The organism is Klebsiella sp. LY (assembly GCF_004010915.1).
GTDB lineage: Bacteria > Pseudomonadota > Gammaproteobacteria > Enterobacterales > Enterobacteriaceae > Klebsiella > Klebsiella quasipneumoniae.
Genome location: NZ_CP022444.1, coordinates 3,313,337 through 3,330,524 on the forward strand (window position 1 = coordinate 3,313,337; position 17,188 = coordinate 3,330,524).

The window sequence follows — 17,188 nt, forward strand, 5'->3', positions numbered from 1 at the left end:
AACCTCAGGCGGTGACTGCGGTGCGTGATACTTTTTGCGCCGCCCGAGCCTGCAGTTGACGATAGCCGATGTACAGGGCGATCACAAAGCCGATCACGGCGATCGCAAAATCAAACCACATAATGCTGGCAATACTGATCTGCGAAAGTTTGGCGGTGATCAGCGGGATCGTGAAGCTGGCGATACTGCCGGCGGTGTAGAAGATCCCGGTTGCCTTGCCTTTCCCGTTCGGGAAGCTCATCGCCATGATCGTCGCTCCCAGCTGTAGCACTCCGCCCGCGGCGGCAAAGCCGATGACAAAGGCGAAGCCGGTAACCATCATCGGCGTCGGGAACAGGCACACCAGCAGCAGCGAGACCATCGACAGGCCAGTATAGATGATCATGGCGACGGCAGAGCTGAACACCTCTTTGACGAAGGCAGCAGTCACGAAGACGCAGACCAACGACCCAACGGTATAGATGCTGAGCAGCTTAATCGCCGAGGCATAGGGCAGCCCGACCACGAACTGGCCGTACTGCGCCAGCCACTGGCTGACCAGATAGAACGTCGCCATGCCGATATAGCCGTACAGCGTGAAGATCATCATATCCAGTTTGTTGGCCTGCGGACGGGCGAACGTTTCCGCCTGTGGCTCAGGAGATTCCTCTTTTTTCGCTGCCTGGCTGTCAGGGAATGGCATTTTAAGCAGGTAAATCCCGCTCAGTACAAAGAGCGCCGCCGCAATCACGAACGACCAGCCGAACCATAGATTCGCCCAGATCAGGAAGCTGATAATGAACGGCAGCAGGAACTGCCCGGCGGAAACGAAGGCTTTGATCAGCACGTTGGCCCGGCTGGCGGAGTGCGGGAAAGATTCCATCAGCGCCGGATAGGTGCCGGAGTCGAGGAAGCTGTTCGCCAAGCCCGCCATAATGCCGAAGACATAGGCCAGATAGATATTTTTGGTCAGCAGAATGCCGATAAAAAAGATCAGATAGCTGAGGATCCCCAGATAGATAAAGGGCTTACGACCAAAGCGATCCGACAGAAAGCCGGTCACGATGGTCGCTAACTTACCAATACCTAACGAGGAGATAACGATCGATACGCCGGCTTTATCTGTTCCCCACTGCTCCTGAAGATGAGCCATGTTGAGGGTGATCAGCAGCACCCCCATGCCATGAATCAGGTAGTTGAGGTACAGCCCTGCCGCGGTAGGGATGTATTTATTTTTCATCGCTTGCCCCTTAGAACAGGATGCTTTTGATGTAATCAACCGGCATCTGTTTACCCGTCCAGATTTCGAACGCGCGCGCGCCTTGCCACAGCATCATCCCGAGGCCGTTTAGCGTGCGGCAGCCTTTTTTCTCAGCCACTTCCAGCAGGTGGGTTTTGCGCGGGTTGTATACGACGTCGGAGACGATCAGATCCGGACGCAGAAAGCTGTCGTCCGGCAGCAGCATCTGGCCTTCGAACGGCTTCATGCCGACCCCGGTGGCATTGGTCAGGATCACGCTGCTATCGATTTCGGCACGCAGTTTGTCATGATCGTCAAGATCGAACAGATGGATCTCACAGCGCGTGTTGTTGCGGATCTTGGCGACCGTTTCTTCGGCGTTGGCGAAGAATTTATCGCGACGGTTGAAGATGGAGATCGCCTTCACGCCATCCAGTGCCGCCTGGACGCAGAGTGCGGTCGCCGCACCGCCGGCACCGAGCACGGTCATCTTCTTGCCAATGATATCGATACCCGCTTCGCTAAGGGCGCGCATATAGCCGGTGCCGTCGGTGATATGCCCGGTCAGGACGCCGTCGTCATTGACCACGGTATTCACCGCCCCGACCAGCTGCGCCGCCGGCGACAGCTTATCGAGATACTGGCAAATCTCGGTTTTGTTCGGCATAGAGACGTTAAAGCCGCGCAGCTTCAAAGCCCGGAAGCCCTGGACAACGTCTTTCAGCTCCTGATTACCGACTTCAAAAGCCAGGTAGACGTAGTCCAGCCCGAGATGGGCGAAAGCCTCGTTGTGCATGGTGGGCGACATGCTGTGGCGAATCGGGGTGGCTATCAGACCAATCAGCTCAGTGTGTCCAGTAATACGTTCTGCCATGACAAAAATCCTCAATAAGTTAGAAAGGGAATTCGTTGTGCTTCGCGGCTGCCCAGCGCACCCATGTCTTCGAGGGTGTCCAGCACGTTGCGGCCTTCGCGGATGCCGTCGATAATGCGTCGCGCCATCACGCTGTCGCCGATATTCATGATTTTGACGTTATTGGCATTGGCCCAGCGTTCGATCTCGTCGAGACCCGTCCGATTGGCGCGCATCCCCAGACAGACAAAGCCGTAGTCGAAGGGGATATCGAAGGTGTGCTGTGTATTTTTCACCTGGAAATGGTCGGCAGCCACCGCCATCAGTTGCGTATTCATGTGCTGTTCGACCTGGTGCTCGTCGAGCATGGTCAACATGGCATTCTTGGTAATGATGTCGAGATCGCGACCGGCGGCGTCCTGCATTTCGATTAAGACCGCCTGCGCGCCGCGAGCGGTAAAGTATTCGATGACGTCGAGGCCAACGGCGCCCGCGCCGACAACGGCGATGCGTTTGCCCTCGACATGGGTAAATTTCGCCAGATTGTCGATCATGCCGGTAATGGAGAAGACTTTGCCTTCCGCGGCGTCAATATTCTCCCGCAGTCCAGCAATGGGCGGCAGCAGGGGGGTTGAGCCGGTGGCATTGACGATCAGATGTGGACGCAGGGCGGAAACCGAGGCCACGTCTGCCCGTTTGCCGACCTGCAGCATCAGGTTGTCCAGCGCGGCGATGCGGTTTTTCATAAACTGCGGGAAATCCGCGATGCGTTTTTTCTCCGGCAGACGGGCGATATCGCTGGCGAGACCGCCGACGTGATTTTTCGCCTCCAGCAGCCAGGTGTGGCAGCCGACTTCCGCCGCGGTGCAGGCGGCCTCCATCCCGGCAGTGCCGGCGCCGATGACGACCACGTTCGTTTCGCGATTAACGCGTCGCGTTTTGTAGGCATCGCCGTGAATGATGTCCGGGTTAATTGAACAGCGCAGCGGACGCGAGCGGGCGATGCGATGGTCGGCGCAGCCGATGTTGCAGGAGATGCATTTGCGCATCACGCGCTCTTTACCGCTTTGCACCTTCTGGACCCACTCCGGCTCGGCAATCAGACCGCGACCAATGGCAATGAGATCGGCATCGCCGCTGGCGAGGATATCCTCGGCCACCTGCGGGGTACGGATATTGCCGGCGATGACCGTGGGCTTATGGAATTTATCGCGCACCGCGCGGGAGAGGTAACGCTTCCAGCCATCCTCCAGCGACATCTGGTCGATTTGCAGATTCAGGTTGTCGTTCTGCGCCGCCGAGACGTTGATGATATCGACCTTCTCCTGACAGAGCTCAAGGATGCGCAAGGAATCTTCGAGGGTATTGCCGCCTTTGAGGAAGTCGTCGGCGCTGATGCGCAGGCTGACCGGAAAACGTGGCCCGACGCAGGCGCGAACTTTATCGACAATCAGACCTAATATTCGAGTGCGGTTTTCGACGCTGCCGCCAAATTCATCGGTGCGTTTGTTAAATAACGGCGATAAAAACTGGCTAATTAAATAGGAGTGGCCGGCATGAATTTCGACGCAGTCAAAACCCGCGCGACGAACGCGCTCTGCGGCGTCCCCGAATTTTTCCACCGCGTGATAAATTTCCTCATGGGTCATTGGCCGCGGAATATTACCGTGCTTTTTCGAGGGCGTCGTCGAGGAGGAGAGCGGTGTCTGACCCTCGAGGCGGTAGGCATAAGCGGAAGCGCCAGCGTGATTTAACTGAATGGATACGCAGGCGCCGTGTTTATGCAGGGTCTCGGTTAATTTAAACAGCCGCGGGATATATTGATCGTTATCGATCCGCAGTTGGGTGGTGCCGTTGGAAGCGAAAGGGAAATCAATACAGATGTTTTCGATGGTGATAAGACCGGTGCCGCCTTTGGCCCGTAGTTCGTAGTATTCCAGCTGTTCCTGCGAGACCTCGCCATTGAGCGTAGCCATATTGGTGCCCATCGGGGGCATAATAATGCGGTTTTTTAGCGTCATGCCGTTGATGGTCAACGGACTGAAAAGGTGCGGATAGTGGCTCATCTCTTCTCTCCACAGGAGGCCGGGAGGCCGCTATGCGGGGGCCCGGGCGTGTCCTTAGTTAATATTTCTCTGTGGAAAAAGATAGCGAGGGGAAAAATTGAAAAATAATGTTTTTTTTTGCTGTGAGCTATAGGGGTTCTCTATGAGATTAACGCTTCTTTCACATTGTTATATTTTTATATTAAACACTCATACCTTATTTTTACTTGCAGTGAAGGGTTAATACATAAACCGCGCAGGTCAGGGGGAAGAAAGCGAAATCATTCGTCTTTATCGCGTGGGGCAGGCCAACGTCATGGGCTGACGTTCGAAGAATTAATATTGTTTTTTGTGCGTGAGATCTCAATTTTCTGCCGCAATAAATTAAAAAGCCCGGTCAAATGACCGGGCGCGAAGCTTAATTCATAAACGCCGGCAGCTTGTGCTCATAGTCGGAAATCGCCGCTTCATGTTGCAGCGTCAGGCCGATGCTATCCAGGCCATTAAGCATGCAGTGGCGACGGAAATCGTCGATCTTAAAGCTGTAGGTTTTATCCCCCGCTTTCACCACCTGCGCTTCCAGGTCCACTTCAAACGTAATGCCCGGGTTGGCCTGCACCAGTCTGAACAGCTCGTCGACCTGCTCATCGCTCAGCGTCACCGGCAGCAGCTGGTTGTTGAAGCTGTTGCCGTAGAAAATATCGGCAAAGCTTGGGGCGATAACGACTTTAAAACCGTAATCGGTCAGCGCCCACGGCGCATGCTCGCGGGAGGAGCCGCAGCCGAAGTTTTCCCGCGCCAGCAGGATAGAGGCGCCTTTGTACTCAGGAAAGTTCAGCACGAACTCCGGGTTCGGCTGTTGACCTTTATCATCGAGGAAGCGCCAGTCGTTGAACAGGTGCGCGCCAAAGCCGGTGCGGGTCACTTTCTGCAGAAACTGCTTGGGAATAATCGCGTCGGTATCGACGTTTGCAGCATCCAGCGGAACCACCAGGCCGGTATGTTGGGTAAATTTCTCTGCCATGATGGTCTCCTTACTTCAGATTACGGATATCGGCGAAATGGCCGGTCACAGCCGCCGCCGCGGCCATTGCCGGGCTCACCAGGTGCGTGCGTCCGCCGCGGCCCTGACGGCCTTCAAAATTACGGTTGCTGGTGGAGGCGCAGCGCTCGCCCGGGTTCAGGCGGTCGTTGTTCATCGCCAGACACATCGAGCAGCCCGGTAAGCGCCACTCAAAGCCGGCTTCGATAAAGATCTTATCCAGGCCTTCCGCTTCCGCTTGCGCTTTCACCGGACCGGAACCTGGTACCACCAACGCCTGGACGCCCGGTGCCACTTTACGCCCTTTGGCGATTTCCGCCGCGGCGCGCAAATCTTCGATACGCGAGTTGGTACAGGAGCCGATGAACACTTTATCGATAGCCACTTCCGTCAGCGGGATGCCGGATTTCAGTCCCATATAGGCCAGCGCTTTCTCAGCGCTGGCGCGTTCCACCGGGTCGCTGAATGACGCAGGATCGGGGATATTATCGGTGACCGAAATCACCTGGCCTGGGTTGGTGCCCCAGGTCACCTGCGGAGCAATCTCAGCCGCCTGCAGCGTCACCACGGTGTCAAATGTGGCGCCGTCGTCGGTTTTCAGGGTTTTCCAGTACGCCACCGCATCGTCAAAATCTTTGCCTTTCGGCGCGTGCAGACGGCCGCGTACGTAATTGAAGGTGGTTTCATCCGGCGCGACCAGGCCCGCTTTGGCGCCCATCTCGATCGCCATGTTGCACAGGGTCATGCGACCTTCCATGCTCAGATCGCGGATCGCTTCGCCGCAGAATTCCACCACGTGGCCGGTGCCGCCGGCGCTGCCGGTTTTACCAATGATCGCCAACACGATATCTTTGGCGGTGATGCCCGGCGCCGCTTTGCCTTGCACTTCGATTTTCATGGTTTTCGCACGACCCTGTTTCAGGGTCTGGGTCGCCAGCACATGTTCCACTTCGGAAGTGCCGATGCCGAAGGCCAGCGCGCCGAACGCGCCGTGGGTGGCGGTATGGGAGTCGCCGCATACAATGGTCATCCCCGGCAAGGTCACCCCTTGTTCCGGGCCCATTACGTGAACGATGCCCTGGTACGGGTGATTCAGGTCGTACAGCTCAACGCCGAACTCTTTACAGTTCTTAATCAGCTCCTGCATCTGAATGCGGGCCATCTCGCCGGACGCGTTAATGTCTTTGGTCTGCGTCGAGACGTTGTGATCCATAGTGGCGAAGGTTTTACCCGGCTGGCGCACCTGGCGGCCGTGGGCGCGCAGGCCGTCAAAGGCCTGCGGGGAGGTAACTTCATGCACCAGATGGCGGTCGATATACAACAGCGGGGTTTCGTTTTGCGCCTCATACACCACGTGCGCATCAAACAATTTTTCGTATAACGTCTTCGCCATGATTACACCCCTTCTGCGACATAGCGGGCAATGATATCGCCCATTTCATCAGTGCTGACCGCCGCCGTGCCGCGCGCTAAGTCGCCGGTACGAACCCCTTCCTCCAGAGCGCGGTTAATCGCGCTTTCAATTGCGCTCGCCGCCTCGTTAGCGTCAAGGCTATAGCGCAGCAGCAGCGCCAGGGAGAGGATCTGCGCGATCGGGTTAGCGATATTTTTGCCAGCGATATCCGGCGCCGAGCCGCCTGCAGGCTCGTACAGGCCGAAACCTTGTTCGTTAAGGCTGGCGGACGGCAGCATACCCATCGAGCCGGTGATCATTGCGCACTCGTCGGAGAGGATGTCGCCGAACAGGTTGGAGCACAGCAGCACGTCGAACTGAGACGGATCTTTAATCAGCTGCATGGTGGCGTTATCGATATACATATGCGCCAGCTCAACGTCCGGATACTCTTTGCCGATCTCACTGACGATTTCGCGCCACAGAATAGAGGACTGCAGAACGTTGGCTTTATCGATGGAGGTCACTTTGTGACGACGTTTACGGGCAGATTCAAAAGCGATGCGCGCGATACGTTCGATTTCAAAGCGGTGATACACCTCGGTATCAAAAGCTTTCTCATGCTGACCGCTGCCTTCGCGGCCTTTCGGCTGGCCGAAGTAGATGCCGCCGGTCAGTTCGCGAACGCAGAGAATGTCGAAGCCGTTGGCGGCGATGTCGGCGCGCAGCGGGCAGAACTCTTCCAGCCCCTGATACAGTTTGGCCGGGCGCAGGTTGCTGAACAGTTTGAAGTGTTTACGCAGCGGCAGCAGGGCGCCGCGCTCTGGCTGTTCTGCGGGCGGCAGGTGTTCCCACTTCGGGCCGCCAACGGAGCCGAACAGGATCGCGTCCGCCTGCTCGCATCCGGCGACCGTCGCCTGCGGCAGGGGAGTTCCCTGACGGTCGATGGCCGCGCCGCCGACGTCGTACTGGCTGGTGGTAATGTGCATGGCAAAACGTTGGCGCACGGCTTCCAGTACTTTCATCGCCTGGTTCATCACTTCCGGGCCAATGCCATCACCCGGCAAAACGGCAATATGGTAATTCTTCGACATTACACGGTTTCCTTATTGTTCTCTTTATTCTGAGCTTTGCGTTGCAATTCTTTTTCGACTTCGGCGGCGCGCCAGATGTTGTTCAGCACATGAACCATCGCTTTGGCTGACGACTCTACGATATCCGTTGCCAGACCAACGCCGTGGAAACGGCGGCCGTTGTAGTCAACGACGATATCCACCTGGCCCAGGGCGTCTTTGCCGTGGCCTTTCGCGCTTAAGCCATATTTCACTAATTCAATGTTGTAATTGGTGACGCGGTTAATCGCCTGGTAGATAGCATCGACCGGACCGTTGCCGTTGGCGGCTTCAGTTTTGATCTCATCCCCGCAGACCAGTTTGATCGAGGCGGTGGCGATATCGCTGGAGCCGGACTGAACGTTGAAGTAATCCAGGCGGAAATGCTCTGGCTCTTCCTGCTGCTTGTTGATAAAGGCCAGCGCTTCCAGATCGTAATCGAAGACCTGTCCTTTTTTGTCCGCCAGCTTCAGGAACGCGTCATACAGATGATCCAGGTTGTAATCGCTCTCCTGGTAGCCCATCTCTTCCATCCGGTGTTTCACCGCCGCGCGGCCGGAACGGGAGGTCAGGTTCAACTGCACCTGGTTCAGACCGATGGATTCCGGGGTCATGATCTCGTAGTTTTCGCGGTTCTTCAGCACGCCGTCCTGGTGGATACCGGAGGAGTGGGCGAAGGCGCCGGTGCCGACGATGGCTTTGTTCGCCGGGATCGGCATGTTGCAGATCTGGCTGACGGTCTGGCTGGTGCGCCAGATTTCATGGTGGTTGATATTGGTGTGCACGTTCATGATGTCTTTGCGCACTTTAATCGCCATGATGACCTCTTCCAGCGCGCAGTTGCCGGCGCGCTCGCCGATACCGTTCATCGCGCCTTCTACCTGGCGAGCTCCGGCGTGGACCGCGGCGAGGGCGTTGCCGACGGCAATGCCCAGGTCATCATGGGTGTGAACGGAGATAATGGCTTTGTCGATATTCGGTACGCGCTCATACAGGCCGCTGATAATGTTGGCGTACTCGAACGGCATGGTGTAGCCGACGGTATCCGGAATATTTATGGTGGTGGCGCCAGCGTTAATCGCTGCTTCCACGACGCGAGCCAGGTCAGCTATTGGCGTACGGCCGGCGTCTTCACAGGAGAATTCGACATCGTTAGTGTAATTGCGCGCCCGCTTCACCATATAAACCGCTCGCTCAATGACTTCATCCAGGGTGCTGCGCAGTTTGGTGGCGATATGCATCGGCGAGGTGGCGATGAAGGTGTGGATACGGAACGCTTCGGCCACCTTTAAGGATTCCGCCGCCACGTCGATATCTTTCTCAACGCAACGCGCCAGAGCGCATACGCGGCTGTTTTTGATGGTGCGCGCGATGGTCTGCACGGATTCAAAATCGCCCGGAGAAGAAACCGGGAAACCGACTTCCATCACGTCAACACCCATGCGCTCGAGGGCCAGAGCGATCTGCAGCTTCTCTTTGACACTCAGGCTTGCCTGTAACGCTTGTTCGCCATCACGTAAGGTCGTATCGAAAATAATGACTTGCTGGCTCATGGTTTGGATCCTTAGTCTGTGTCCTGGCGCCTTGTTGACGAGCATAAAAAAACCCGCGCCAAGGCGCGGGTTTTATAGTCTTGCTGGAAGATGACTTAACGCTGAACGTCGCCCAACAGCCTACCGCGCAAATGGCATGCGTTTAGTAGTAGTAGGCTGGTGATGCGAGTGGTGCGAATCATTGCGTCAAACTCCAGATGAAATCGTTATGCTTTTAGAGTTACTGGATAGCCGTTTCAAAGTCAACCCCTGGCATGGAAAAAGCGTTTTTGGTCCACGGCGTGAATTAGCTAATTGTGCTGATGTTTGCCCTTTTTTGCCGAAGATCCTTTTTTGGCCCTGCGGGAGCGCACTGGGATATGTTTCATTTGACAATGTACTTTGCATTAAAGGCTTCGCTCACGATGCGCCGCGAGCGAGGCGGCAAAAAATCGCTATCTAAATGAAAAGATTATATTTATTTTTCGTGTGAATATCTCCACCCCTTAGCGGCTCTTTTTTCAATGATAAATGGTTGTTAATTTTATGGGGTAGAAAATAAAATGCTTTATTATTGCTTAAGTTACAGTTAATCATTGGTGTTGTTTTTATTTTTCTGAATTATGGTTAAACTCATCATCATTAAGTAACTAGTATGGTTTGAGCAGTTCACCTACTCCGGCGGTACCGGATTTACACTGCCACTCATAGCCTTGATATATTCCTAAAATACACCTTTGCTATTTTGCAAATGTCATTAGCATGATAAATGATATTTTCGCCGCTAATCATAGCGGTTTAGTAAAGGGAATTCATCGTGACGGCGGAACTAGATATGTTAATTGAAAGTCCAGAATATAAATCAGCCCCCGGACAGGAAGTCGTAAAACCTCAACTACGGATGGTTGATCTCAATCTGCTTACCGTTTTTGATGCGGTTATGCAGGAACAGAATATTACCCGTGCCGCCCATACGCTCGGCATGTCTCAACCGGCGGTGAGCAACGCGGTTTCACGTCTGAAAGTGATGTTTAATGATGAACTGTTTGTGCGCTATGGCCGCGGTATTCAGCCGACGGCGCGGGCCTATCAGCTCTTTGGCTCAGTGCGCCAGGCGCTGCAGCTGGTGCAAAACGAATTGCCAGGCTCCGGTTTTGAACCACTGAGCAGTGAGCGTGTTTTCAATCTGTGCGTCTGTAGCCCGCTGGATAACATCCTGACGTCGGTGATATTTAATAAAGTCGCTGAAATCGCGCCCAATATTCATTTAGTCTTTAAATCAGCGCTTAATCAAAATACGGAACATCAGCTACGTTATCAGGAAACGGAATTTGTGATCGGTTATGAAGAGTTCCGTCGCCCTGAGTTTGCCTGTGTGCCGCTATTCAAAGATGAAATGGTTCTGGTGGCCAGTCGCAACCATCCGCGTATCTCCGGACCGGTGATGGAGGCTGATATTTATCGCGAGGAGCATGCCGCGGTGGCTCTCGATCGGTATGCCTCATTCAGTCTGCCGTGGTATGACACGGCCGATAAACAAGCGCGCATCGCATATCAAGGTAATGCGATGGTCAGCGTATTAAACGTGGTGTCACAAACACAGATGGTGGCCATTGCGCCGCGCTGGTTGGCAAATGAGTTTGCCGATAAGTTAGCGCTGCAAATATTACCTCTACCGCTGAAGGTGAATAGCCGGACCTGCTATCTCTCCTGGCACGAAGCGGCGGGTCGCGATAAAGGCCATCAGTGGATGGAAGAGCTGCTGGTGGATATTTGTCAGCGCTGAGCCGATGGCAATGATCATGAAAGGGGCTTCGGCTCCTTTTTTTATATGATTGAATTACAAGAATGCAGAATTTTATGCTGTTTACTCTTTCAGTTGCTCTCCTCCCGTTAACAAAAAATGGATCAATTCCTGCTATCGCGCCTTTTCTCCGAGTATTTACTATTCTCTTTTCTTATCTCTGAAGCATTCCACCATATTTTCCTCTCTCCGCTTGTTTTTCTTCTTATTCCACTTAGAAAGCCCCTGTCGTGGCGAATTGCCTGCCTGCTGGCGAGCAGTTATGGTAGTGGCATGCAGTCCATTCACCTCAGTGCGGAGGGGTACCCCTTCGCATCGTGCGAGCGCGCGGAAATTGAGTTCCGCTGTCGTAAAACAATAAGCCTGGAGGCAAACCATGGAGATGTTGTCAGGAGCCGAGATGGTCGTCCAATCGCTTGTCGATCAGGGCGTCAAGCAAGTATTCGGCTATCCCGGAGGCGCAGTCCTCGATATCTATGATGCGTTACATACCCTTGGCGGTATCGATCATGTGCTGGTTCGCCACGAGCAGGCGGCGGTGCATATGGCGGATGGTCTGGCGCGAGCGACCGGGGAGGTCGGTGTGGTGCTGGTGACCTCAGGGCCTGGGGCGACGAACGCCATCACCGGTATCGCGACGGCCTATATGGACTCTATCCCGCTGGTGATCCTCTCAGGGCAAGTGGCGACATCGCTTATCGGCTACGATGCCTTCCAGGAGTGCGACATGGTGGGGATTTCCCGACCGGTGGTGAAGCACAGTTTCCTGGTGAAGCAGACCGAAGATATTCCCGGCGTGCTGAAGAAAGCCTTCTGGTTAGCGGCCAGCGGTCGCCCCGGGCCGGTGGTGGTCGATCTGCCGAAGGATATACTCAATCCGGCGAAGAAACTGCCGTACGTCTGGCCAGACGCGGTCAGCATGCGCTCGTATAACCCGACGACCAGCGGCCATAAAGGCCAGATTAAACGCGCCCTGCAGACCCTGGTGGCGGCGAGCAAGCCGGTCGTCTACGTCGGCGGCGGGGCGATCAATGCGCAATGCGAACCACAGCTGCGCGAACTGGTGGAAAAGCTGAAGCTGCCGGTGGCCTCCTCCCTGATGGGGCTGGGCGCTTTCCCGGCGACGCACTCGCAGGCGTTGGGGATGCTGGGCATGCACGGCACCTATGAAGCCAACATGACCATGCACCATTCAGACGTGATTTTTGCCGTCGGCGTTCGCTTTGACGATCGGACCACCAATAACCTGGCCAAATACTGTCCGAACGCGACTGTGCTGCATATTGATATCGATCCGACCTCAATCTCGAAAACCGTGCCGGCAGATGTGCCGATCGTCGGCGATGCCCGGCTGGTGCTGGAACAGATGCTGGAGCTGCTGGAACAGGAAGAGGCGCAGCAGCCGCTGGACGATATTCGCGACTGGTGGCTACAGATTGAGCAGTGGCGCGCCCGCCATTGTCTGCGCTACGACGACCAGAGCGATAAGATCAAACCGCAGGCGGTGATTGAAACGATCTGGCGACTGACCCAGGGCGATGCCTATGTCACTTCCGATGTGGGTCAGCACCAGATGTTCGCCGCCCTTTATTACCCCTTCGACAAACCGCGGCGCTGGATTAACTCCGGTGGTCTCGGCACCATGGGCTTTGGCCTACCGGCAGCGCTGGGGGTCAAAATGGCTCTGCCGGACGAAATGGTCGTCTGCGTGACCGGTGACGGCAGTATCCAGATGAATATTCAGGAACTTTCTACCGCGCTGCAATATGAACTGCCGGTCCTGGTGCTTAACCTCAACAACCGCTATCTGGGGATGGTGAAGCAGTGGCAGGATATGCTCTATTCCGGGCGCCACTCGCAGTCCTATATGGAGTCGCTGCCGGACTTTGTGCGTCTGGCGGAAGCCTATGGCCACGTTGGCATCCGCATCAGTGAGCCACAGGAACTGGAGACGAAGCTTGCTGAAGCCCTGGAGCAGGTGCGACAGCGCCGGCTGGTGTTTGTCGATGTCACCGTCGACGGCAGTGAGCATGTGTACCCCATGCAGATCCGCGGCGGCGGCATGGATGAAATGTGGTTGAGCAAAACGGAGAGGACCTGATTATGCGCCGGATATTATCGGTATTACTGGAAAACGAATCGGGCGCATTGTCCCGCGTTATCGGCCTCTTTTCCCAGCGCGGCTATAATATAGAAAGCCTGACTGTCGCGCCGACAGACGATCCGACCCTCTCCAGGATGACCATCCAGACCGTGGGCGATGAAAAAGCGATCGAGCAGATTGAAAAGCAACTGCACAAGCTGGTGGATGTCCTGCGGGTCAGCGAACTGGGGCAGGGGGCTCATGTCGAACGTGAAATCATGCTGGTGAAGGTCCAGGCCAGCGGTTACGGCCGTGAAGAAGTGAAGCGCAACACCGAAATCTTTCGTGGACAGATTATCGACGTGACGCCTTCTATCTATACCGTCCAGCTCGCCGGCACCAGCGATAAGCTCGACGCCTTCCTGGCCTCGCTGCGCGATGTCGCTCGGATCGTGGAAGTGGCTCGCTCCGGCGTGGTCGGCCTGTCTCGTGGTGATAAAATCATGCGCTGAGGATCGGGAACTGATGCAAAAATAGCCCGGCAGCGACTGTCGGGCTTTTTTTTTGCGAAATCAGTAGGAACTGTAAGCGAAAGCGGTTGCTGCGCTAACTATTCTGCGCTTAGATGTTATAAAAAGGGTTCCATACCTGAATAATGGTTATGTTTGGCACTTCTTACCCAAGGGGCAATTGTGAAACTGGATGAAATCGCCCGGCTGGCCGGTGTTTCAAGAACCACCGCGAGCTATGTGATTAATGGCAAAGCGAAGCAGTACCGCGTAAGCGACAAGACGGTCGAAAAGGTGATGGCTGTCGTGCGAGAGCACAACTATCATCCGAATGCGGTCGCTGCTGGCCTGCGTGCAGGACGCACACGCTCTATCGGTCTGGTGATCCCGGATCTGGAAAACACCAGCTATACCCGCATTGCAAATTATCTGGAGCGGCAGGCGCGCCAGCGCGGCTATCAGCTGCTGATTGCCTGCTCGGAGGATCAGCCCGATAACGAAATGCGCTGTATCGAGCATCTGCTACAGCGCCAGGTGGACGCCATCATTGTTTCCACCTCGCTGCCGCCGGAGCACCCTTTCTACCAGCGCTGGGCTAACGATCCGTTTCCGATTGTCGCCCTCGACCGCGCCCTTGATCGCGAGCACTTCACCAGCGTCGTCGGCGCTGATCAGGATGACGCCGAGATGCTCGCCGCCGAGCTGCGGACTTTTCCAGGCGAAACGGTGCTTTATCTTGGCGCGCTGCCGGAACTGTCGGTGAGCTTCCTGCGCGAGCAAGGCTTCCGTAAAGCCTGGCAGGACGATCCGCGTGAGGTGCATTATCTCTATGCCAACAGCTATGAGCGAGAAGCGGCGGCCCAGCTATTTGAAAAATGGCTTGAAACTCATCCGATGCCGCAGGCGCTGTTTACCACCTCTTTCCCGCTGCTGCAGGGCGTCATGGATGTGACGCTGCGCCGTGAGGGTAAACTGCCTTCCGAGCTGGCGATCGCCACCTTCGGCGATAATGAGCTGCTCGATTTCCTGCAGTGTCCGGTACTGGCCGTGGCCCAGCGCCATCGCGATGTTGCTGAGCGGGTGCTCGAGATCGTCCTCGCTAGCCTCGATGAACCGCGCAAGCCGAAACCAGGCCTCAGCCGTATTCGTCGTAATCTTTATCGCCGCGGCAGCCTGAATCGCCGTTAAGGGCGCAATATCGTCAGCATCCAGGATTATTCCTGGCAGGCCTGCCAGAGAGCAGGCCGCTGGCGATAAATCAGGCAACTGACGTCCAGAATGCAAAACTGAATATATTTCAGACAAATCCCTAAACTTCTTTACGCGTTATTTTGTTTTATTCCCTGGCAATCGTTTTGTGACTCAAAACAGGACACAAAAAATGATGGTGCAGGCTTTAATTGTATTATTTTGTTACATTCACCAGGTTAATTGCTGAATTAACACCCATTTTGTTCGCCACTACCGTTCTCCCCTGCCTTATCCCGCGCCTGGTCCACCCCTCAGGCAGCAACAGGTACTGTTAACGGCCGGCATAATGGCCTAAAATGCCGCTCGCGTCGCAAACTGACACTTTATATTTTCCCGCCGAAGATATTTTGTTGTTTATAACTGTTACGAGTTTGTTGGTTATTTTCTTACACGTATTCATAACGTTAATTTGCCTCGCCTGTTGATGATTTTTTCATCAGGGCTAATGTCGGCTGTAAATAATGGGTTTTTGAGCTCCGTTGGCATTCGTGCTGGCTTGACAAGCTTTTCCTCCGCTCCGTAAACTCCTTCTGGTGGGAATTTGTGGGATAAAGTGGCGAAAAGGGGTGAGGCTGGCATGTTCCGTGGAGCAACGTTAGTCAATCTCGACAGCAAAGGCCGCCTGGCCGTGCCAACGCGCTATCGCGATGGGCTGATCGAGGACGCTGCCGGTCAATTGGTATGCACCATTGACATTCATCACCCGTGCCTGCTGCTTTATCCATTGCCTGAATGGGAAGTCATCGAGCAGAAATTGTCGCGTTTATCGAGCATGAATCCCGTTGAGCGGCGCGTACAGCGTTTGCTTCTGGGTCATGCCAGCGAATGTCAGATGGATAATGCTGGTCGCTTGCTGATTGCGCCGGTGTTACGGCAGCATGCCGGGCTGACAAAAGAAGTGATGCTGGTCGGGCAGTTTAATAAATTTGAACTGTGGGACGAAACGACCTGGTATCAACGGGTCAAGGAAGATATCGACGCTGAGCAGTCCGCGACCGGTGAACTGTCGGAGCGCCTGCAGGATTTGTCTTTATAAAAATGATGGAAAATTTTAAACACACTACGGTACTTCTGGATGAAGCCGTCAACGGCCTCAATATTCGTCCAGACGGTATCTATATTGATGGTACCTTTGGTCGCGGCGGTCACTCGCGCCTGATCCTCTCCCGGCTGGGAGCGGAAGGACGCTTGCTGGCAATCGATCGCGATCCACAGGCGATTGCCGTCGCGCAAACCATCGATGATCCCCGCTTTTCCATCGTACATGGTCCATTTTCACAGCTTGCTGATTATGTCGGCGAGCGCAATCTTACCGGTAAGATCGACGGCATTCTGCTCGATCTCGGCGTCTCTTCCCCACAGCTTGACGATGCGGAACGCGGTTTTTCCTTTATGCGCGACGGACCGCTGGATATGCGCATGGATCCGACGCGCGGTCAGTCTGCGGCCGAATGGTTGCAGACCGCTGAAGAAGCGGATATCGCCTGGGTGATTAAAACCTTCGGCGAAGAGCGTTTCGGCAAACGGATTGCCCGCGCGATCGTTGAACGTAATCGCATTGCACCGATGACTCGCACCAAAGAGCTGGCGGAGGTCATCGCCGCTGCTATGCCGGTAAAAGATAAGCACAAACATCCCGCGACCCGTACCTTCCAGGCGGTGCGCATTTGGGTAAACAGTGAACTGGAGGAGATAGAGCAGGCGCTAAAAAGCTCGCTCAGCGTGCTGGCCCCGGGTGGGCGGCTGTCGATCATTAGTTTTCATTCGCTGGAAGATCGCATTGTAAAGCGCTTTATGCGCGAGCAAAGCCGCGGTCCGCAGGTTCCGGCGGGAATACCGATGACCGAATCGCAGCTCAAAAAACTGGGCGGCCGTGAGTTACGAGCACTAGGCAAGTTGATGCCGGGCGAAGAAGAGGTGGCAGAGAATCCACGCGCCCGTAGTTCAGTGCTGCGTATTGCAGAGAGGACGAACGCATGATCGGCAGAGTGACAGAGGCCTTAAGCAAGGTTAAAGGGTCGATTGGAAGCAACGAGCGCCATGCTTTGCCTGGCGTGATCGGGGACGACCTTCTGCGGTTTGGGAAACTGCCACTCTGCCTGTTCATTTGCATCATTATTACGGCGATTACCGTGGTCACCACCGCGCACCACACGCGCCTGCTGACCGCGCAGCGTGAACAACTGGTTCTGGAACGCGACGCCCTGGACATTGAATGGCGCAACCTGATCCTCGAAGAGAACGCGCTCGGCGATCACAGTCGGGTTGAGCGGATCGCGACCGAGAAGTTGCAGATGCAGCACGTCGATCCATCCCAAGAAAATATCGTTGTACAGAAATAAGGA

General features: G+C 55.2%; 15 protein-coding genes. 7 read left to right on the forward strand and 8 right to left on the reverse strand.

The window, feature by feature from the left end:
* Positions 1-4 precede the first annotated feature (4 nt).
* From CE636_RS19135 to leuL, 8 genes are all read right to left on the reverse strand, one after another.
* Positions 5-1,219, reverse strand: coding sequence for an MFS transporter (locus tag CE636_RS19135; protein ID WP_004204317.1), 1,215 nt, complete (start codon positions 1,217-1,219; stop codon positions 5-7).
* A gap of 10 nt (positions 1,220-1,229) precedes the next feature.
* A complete protein-coding gene (locus tag CE636_RS19140; protein WP_017901194.1) occupies positions 1,230-2,093 on the reverse strand; it encodes a shikimate dehydrogenase in 864 nt (287 codons plus the stop codon).
* Between the two features lie 11 nt (positions 2,094-2,104).
* On the reverse strand, positions 2,105-4,138 hold the full coding sequence (locus CE636_RS19145) for an FAD-dependent oxidoreductase (protein WP_004204320.1): 2,034 nt from the start codon (positions 4,136-4,138) through the stop codon (positions 2,105-2,107).
* A gap of 397 nt (positions 4,139-4,535) precedes the next feature.
* Positions 4,536-5,141, reverse strand: a complete 606-nt coding sequence (gene leuD / locus CE636_RS19150; protein WP_004204321.1) for a 3-isopropylmalate dehydratase small subunit — start codon at positions 5,139-5,141, stop codon at positions 4,536-4,538.
* Positions 5,142-5,151: 10 nt separating this feature from the next.
* Entirely contained in the window at positions 5,152-6,552 is a 1,401-nt protein-coding gene (gene leuC / locus CE636_RS19155; RefSeq protein ID WP_004177417.1) for a 3-isopropylmalate dehydratase large subunit, read from the reverse strand.
* 2 nt (positions 6,553-6,554) lie between these two features.
* Positions 6,555-7,646, reverse strand: coding sequence for a 3-isopropylmalate dehydrogenase (leuB, locus tag CE636_RS19160; protein ID WP_017901193.1), 1,092 nt, complete (start codon positions 7,644-7,646; stop codon positions 6,555-6,557).
* Positions 7,646-9,217: a 2-isopropylmalate synthase gene (leuA, locus tag CE636_RS19165; RefSeq protein WP_004204323.1), complete on the reverse strand. Its 1,572-nt coding sequence runs from the start codon at positions 9,215-9,217 to the stop codon at positions 7,646-7,648. Before leuA ends, leuB begins: the two co-directional genes overlap by 1 nt.
* 95 nt (positions 9,218-9,312) lie before the next feature.
* Positions 9,313-9,399 carry a leu operon leader peptide gene (gene leuL / locus CE636_RS19170; RefSeq protein WP_017901192.1) on the reverse strand — a complete coding sequence of 29 codons (87 nt, stop codon included), beginning with the start codon at positions 9,397-9,399 and terminating at the stop codon, positions 9,313-9,315.
* A gap of 614 nt (positions 9,400-10,013) precedes the next feature.
* Here leuL and leuO point away from each other — a divergent pair.
* The 7 genes from leuO (at position 10,014) to ftsL (ending at position 17,185) form a co-directional block, all read left to right on the forward strand.
* Positions 10,014-10,982 carry a transcriptional regulator LeuO gene (gene leuO / locus CE636_RS19180; RefSeq protein ID WP_072140386.1) on the forward strand — a complete coding sequence of 323 codons (969 nt, stop codon included), beginning with the start codon at positions 10,014-10,016 and terminating at the stop codon, positions 10,980-10,982.
* 394 nt (positions 10,983-11,376) lie between these two features.
* Complete coding sequence (ilvI, locus tag CE636_RS19190; RefSeq protein ID WP_017901190.1) at positions 11,377-13,101, forward strand: acetolactate synthase 3 large subunit; 1,725 nt, start codon at positions 11,377-11,379, stop codon at positions 13,099-13,101.
* Between the two features lie 2 nt (positions 13,102-13,103).
* Positions 13,104-13,595 carry an acetolactate synthase small subunit gene (gene ilvN, locus CE636_RS19195; protein WP_002888536.1) on the forward strand — a complete coding sequence of 164 codons (492 nt, stop codon included), beginning with the start codon at positions 13,104-13,106 and terminating at the stop codon, positions 13,593-13,595.
* A 180-nt stretch (positions 13,596-13,775) separates the two neighbouring features.
* Positions 13,776-14,780: a catabolite repressor/activator gene (cra, locus tag CE636_RS19200; protein ID WP_004145952.1), complete on the forward strand. Its 1,005-nt coding sequence runs from the start codon at positions 13,776-13,778 to the stop codon at positions 14,778-14,780.
* A gap of 640 nt (positions 14,781-15,420) precedes the next feature.
* Positions 15,421-15,879 (forward strand): division/cell wall cluster transcriptional repressor MraZ, encoded by a 459-nt coding sequence (gene mraZ / locus CE636_RS19205; protein WP_004204327.1) that lies wholly within the window; start codon positions 15,421-15,423, stop codon positions 15,877-15,879.
* Positions 15,880-15,881: 2 nt separating this feature from the next.
* On the forward strand, positions 15,882-16,823 hold the full coding sequence (gene rsmH / locus CE636_RS19210; protein ID WP_017901189.1) for a 16S rRNA (cytosine(1402)-N(4))-methyltransferase RsmH: 942 nt from the start codon (positions 15,882-15,884) through the stop codon (positions 16,821-16,823).
* Positions 16,820-17,185: a cell division protein FtsL gene (gene ftsL / locus CE636_RS19215; RefSeq protein WP_002888550.1), complete on the forward strand. Its 366-nt coding sequence runs from the start codon at positions 16,820-16,822 to the stop codon at positions 17,183-17,185. Before rsmH ends, ftsL begins: the two co-directional genes overlap by 4 nt.
* Positions 17,186-17,188: the final 3 nt, after the last annotated feature.